The organism is Microcoleus sp., assembly GCF_049646505.1.
Lineage (GTDB): Bacteria > Cyanobacteriota > Cyanobacteriia > Cyanobacteriales > Microcoleaceae > Microcoleus.
This window is the reverse complement of record NZ_JBARVX010000252.1, coordinates 1-3,742: the sequence shown is the minus strand read 5'-3', so window position 1 is coordinate 3,742 and position 3,742 is coordinate 1. Positions and strand designations below refer to the sequence as shown.

Here is a 3,742-nt window from a genome sequence, read left to right as displayed (position 1 = left end):
TCTCGTGAAAACTAATGTGGCAATAGCGGAAATCAAAGATTTGCTCGGCAGTTAGGCCTGACGCGCATTCCTCCGGGCACTCAAGGTCGTACAGTTAGAGGGCCCGACTCCTGCTGTCTAGTTGAACAACCTTATATAGTAGCTTTTTATCTGTATTCACGGCTAGAGATTAATGGTACAATAGTTTCGGGGTAGCAAAAAAGGTTGTTGGGAACTGCGTCTGTTTCGCGATCTGCGAGGGTCAACCTTATAAATACAAAATAGTTGTGGATTTTCCTGGTATTGCTGAAATTTAACAGATTAGAGGCGGTTGCAGTCGGATTTGGTGGCTGTATACCCGGTTTGCGGAGTTGCGCTGTTTCCCTCGGCCGATCGACAGCAGGGCCGGCTCGATCGCAAATCTCTCAGGAGTGTTAAGCTTGTGTTCGCCCAGTGCTGGTCTTCGGTAACTCGATCGGCACGAGGAGCTTGCCGCCATGCTTAAATTTTGTTAATAAAATTTGCTCCTGGGTATATGCCTACAAAATCATGGTACAGTCTTAAGTTTCTAGCTAGCAATCAGAACTTGAGGCTATTAATTTCCATATTAGATGGACTGCCAACATTTAGAGGTAAAATTGCCAATTTTAGATACTTGTTTCTGACATCAAGAATCTCAAATCGAATGACTCGGCTGCCTGCTATTTCTAACTGCCCAGCGCAGCTCAAGCGCGTAAATTTAAATAATGGCCTCATGGAAGACCGCTTTAATACCCGAGATCCGCAGTCTAATATAAATCAATTGATAGTTTCTACTCCTTTTTTTGCAGGTTTACCCGATCCGGTAATTGAAAGAGCAACTGTCCACATTGTTACTCGCAGTCATCCGTCAAATCAAGTGATTTTGCTGGAAAATGACTGGGGAACGTCAGTGTATTTTATATTGGATGGTTGGGTGAAAATTCGCACCTACAACCTAGACGGAAAAGAAGTAACACTGAATATTTTAGGGAAAGGAGAACTGTTCGGGGAAATGGCAGCGATCGAAGAAACACCGCGATCGACAGATGTCATCACCCTCGCCCCGACACTGATCGGCAATATGCCAGCTCAGGATTTTGTGCAACTGATTAATACCGAGCCGCTAGCAGGCATTCGGCTAGCTCAACTGATGGCCCGCCGCCTGCGGCAAGTCAACCGTCGCCTGCGTTTGCGAGAGTCGGACAGTACCTCGCGAGTAGCAGATATTCTGTTGTTTTTGGCAGAGGGGCAAGGGAAAATCATGTCAACAGGAGGCACAGAAATTCCCAACCTCCCACACAGAGAATTAAGCAGTCTCAGCGGGTTGGCTAGGGAAACGGTAACGCGAGTGCTCAGCAAGCTAGAAAAAAAAGGCACAATTCACCGCGAACGTGACGTTTTGTGCATTCCCGACCTGCACGCCTTGGAGCGTCTGTTAGTGTAGAAGTATCGGAGACTGCTAATTAGAATCTAATTAAAAAGCACTCCTGTTAATTAACTGATATTGATGATTTTCCACGGGAGGTAAAGCTGTGAGTTTTAAGAAAATTTTCGCCGCCGTAGATGAGTCTGAATTGGGTCAGCGCGTCTTCAGTCAAGCTTTAGAATTAGCTCTGGGCGATCGGGCCCAGATGATGTTATTTCACTGCGTTACTGTCAACACGATGGGGGAGACAGCAATACCAATTCCTGTAGATTTGGGCATGAATGTCGAGTTAATGGATCGAGCTTATCAAGCTCAACGTTTGCGGTTGGAAAATGAGGTAAAACAGTCTTCGGGCTTGCTGCACAACTACTGCGAAGCAGCGACTAAACAAGGATTGCAAGTGGAATTTGACTGTAAAATGGATGGAGATCCGGGGCATTCTGTCTGTGAAGCTGCCGAAAATTGGGGCGCAGATTTAATAGTAATCGGGAGGCGCGGCCGCACGGGGCTGACAGAAGCTTTTCTCGGCAGTGTGAGCAATTATGTCGTTCACCACGCATCTTGTTCGGTTTTTGTAATTCAGGAAATCAAAGCCGAAAAATGATCCTGCTGAAAAGTTTTGCCCGGAAAATTCATCTAAAATAAGACTGGCGCGGGTATCTCAACCCGGTTTCTGGGATCAATATTAAATTTGGGTGCGAGGCTTCCAAACATTGAAACCGAGAATCGGGATTATATCTAGCGCGCAAGTTGAGTAAAATCTAAAATCTAAAATCTAAAACTGGGAATCACCCGCATAGGGCGCAAGTCCGTTAAAACTCACATCTTGCACCATTCTCGGTTAATGGGCTCTGGGGCCCGTTTCACAAAGAGTGAATTGCTTGTGGGGTGGGCCGAAGAGCCCGCCCATAAAAGGCTTCCACACGAATGGTGCAACATCTCAGTTAAAATCTAAAATCTAAAATCTAAAATCTAAAATCGGATGAGTGATTTTTTGTCAGCAGATGCCGCGTCTAATTCGGGCAGTTCACCGAGTACAAATAACGATCGCCAAACCGCAGCTATTTCAGATAATGCGGGCGCGTCCCCAAATCGAGATCCGCTTCCAGGCGACAATCGCCCGGAAGCGCCTTTGAGGCTCGTAGAAACTGCATTTTTGGCAAGTACCGCTAGCTTGATTTGGCTGGTAAATTATTACTTTCCGCTGGGGCCTTTGCTGCGGGTTTTTTTCCCGATACCCATCGCCCTGGTTTACCTGCGCTGGGGCAACCGAGCGGCTTGGATGTCAGCTTTGGTATCGGGTTTGCTGCTGTCGGTACTCATGGGCCCGACGCGGAGCATTTTATACGTGATTCCTTTTGGAATTATGGGAGTTGCGCTGGGAGGACTTTGGAGACACAAAGCGAGTTGGTCTGCTTCTATTAGTTTGGGCGCGCTAATTGGTACTGTCGGCTTCTTTTTTCGGTTTTGGCTGCTGTCAGCTTTGGTGGGCCAGGATCTCTGGGTTTACATCACCGTCCAGGTAACGGAGATGGTGGAATGGGCGTTTGTGAGGCTGGGCTGGCTGAGCGTGCCGAGTTTGGACGCAATTGGGGCGATCGCCGCCGGGATGATTTTGGTTAACAATATTGTTTATTTATTTGTAGTGCATTTAGTAGCTTTGCTGCTGCTCGATCGTTTGGGAAATCCGATTCCGCGGCCGCCGCGCTGGGTGCAAGTTTTAATTGATTATGAGGAGTAATACGAAGGAAGAGGGAAGAGGGAAGAAGGAAGAAGTCATTAGTCATTAGTCATTAGTCATTAGTCATTAGTCATTAGTCATCAGTCATTAGTCAGTAGGGGCGGTGGATGGTGCGGGCCCGCCCTCTTAGTTGTCATTAGTCATTAGTCATCAGTCATGTTTTGCTGTCGCCTCCGAGCTTTCCGTACAACGTCATCAGGAAGAAGAACCCCCCCCTGCCCCCCCCAAGGGGGGAGGGAAGAATGAAGAAAGATTTTGTAACGGATTTCACGGATGTCAGGAAGTTCGGCAACGGATTATGTAGGGGATTTAAAGGATGTAACGGATTGATGTTGAGGGAAGAGGGAAGTTCGGCAACGGATTATGTAGCGGATTTAACGGATTTAATGGAGGTATTTTGAGGGAAGAAGTCAGAATTCAAAAGCAAATCAGAACGAAAGAAGAAAGATTAATTCCCGATTCCCGATTACCAATTCCCCATAACAAATAACAAATAACAAATAACAAATAACAAATAACAAATAACAAATAACAAATAACAAATAACAAATAACAAATAACAAATAACAAATAAC

General features: G+C 46.2%; 5 protein-coding genes. 4 read left to right on the top strand and 1 reads right to left on the bottom strand.

What is annotated here, in order from left to right; genetic code table 11:
* Positions 1-292: 292 nt before the first annotated feature.
* Positions 293-478, bottom strand: a complete 186-nt coding sequence (locus tag WBA89_RS13555) for a hypothetical protein (protein ID WP_424407183.1) — start codon at positions 476-478, stop codon at positions 293-295.
* A gap of 255 nt (positions 479-733) precedes the next feature.
* Here WBA89_RS13555 and WBA89_RS13550 point away from each other — a divergent pair, with 255 nt between their 5' ends.
* The 4 genes from WBA89_RS13550 to WBA89_RS13535 all read left to right on the top strand — a co-directional run bounded on the left by WBA89_RS13550 (position 734) and on the right by WBA89_RS13535 (position 3,568).
* A complete protein-coding gene (locus WBA89_RS13550; protein WP_194060337.1) occupies positions 734-1,444 on the top strand; it encodes a Crp/Fnr family transcriptional regulator in 711 nt (236 codons plus the stop codon).
* 88 nt (positions 1,445-1,532) lie between these two features.
* Positions 1,533-2,030: a universal stress protein gene (locus WBA89_RS13545; RefSeq protein ID WP_424407181.1), complete on the top strand. Its 498-nt coding sequence runs from the start codon at positions 1,533-1,535 to the stop codon at positions 2,028-2,030.
* A 378-nt stretch (positions 2,031-2,408) separates the two neighbouring features.
* Positions 2,409-3,167 carry a DUF2232 domain-containing protein gene (locus tag WBA89_RS13540; protein WP_424407179.1) on the top strand — a complete coding sequence of 253 codons (759 nt, stop codon included), beginning with the start codon at positions 2,409-2,411 and terminating at the stop codon, positions 3,165-3,167.
* Between the two features lie 242 nt (positions 3,168-3,409).
* Positions 3,410-3,568, top strand: a complete 159-nt coding sequence (locus WBA89_RS13535) for a hypothetical protein (RefSeq protein ID WP_424407177.1) — start codon at positions 3,410-3,412, stop codon at positions 3,566-3,568.
* The last annotated feature ends 174 nt before the right edge of the window (positions 3,569-3,742 follow it).

Excerpts from the sequence above, each read along its gene's own strand:
- WBA89_RS13555 (WP_424407183.1), bottom strand. The coding sequence starts at position 478 with ATGGCGGCAAGCTCCTCGTGCCGATCGAGTTACCGAAGACCAGCACTG.
- WBA89_RS13550 (WP_194060337.1), top strand. The coding sequence starts at position 734 with ATGGAAGACCGCTTTAATACCCGAGATCCGCAGTCTAATATAAATCAA.
- WBA89_RS13540 (WP_424407179.1), top strand. The coding sequence starts at position 2,409 with ATGAGTGATTTTTTGTCAGCAGATGCCGCGTCTAATTCGGGCAGTTCA.
- WBA89_RS13535 (WP_424407177.1), top strand. The coding sequence starts at position 3,410 with ATGAAGAAAGATTTTGTAACGGATTTCACGGATGTCAGGAAGTTCGGC.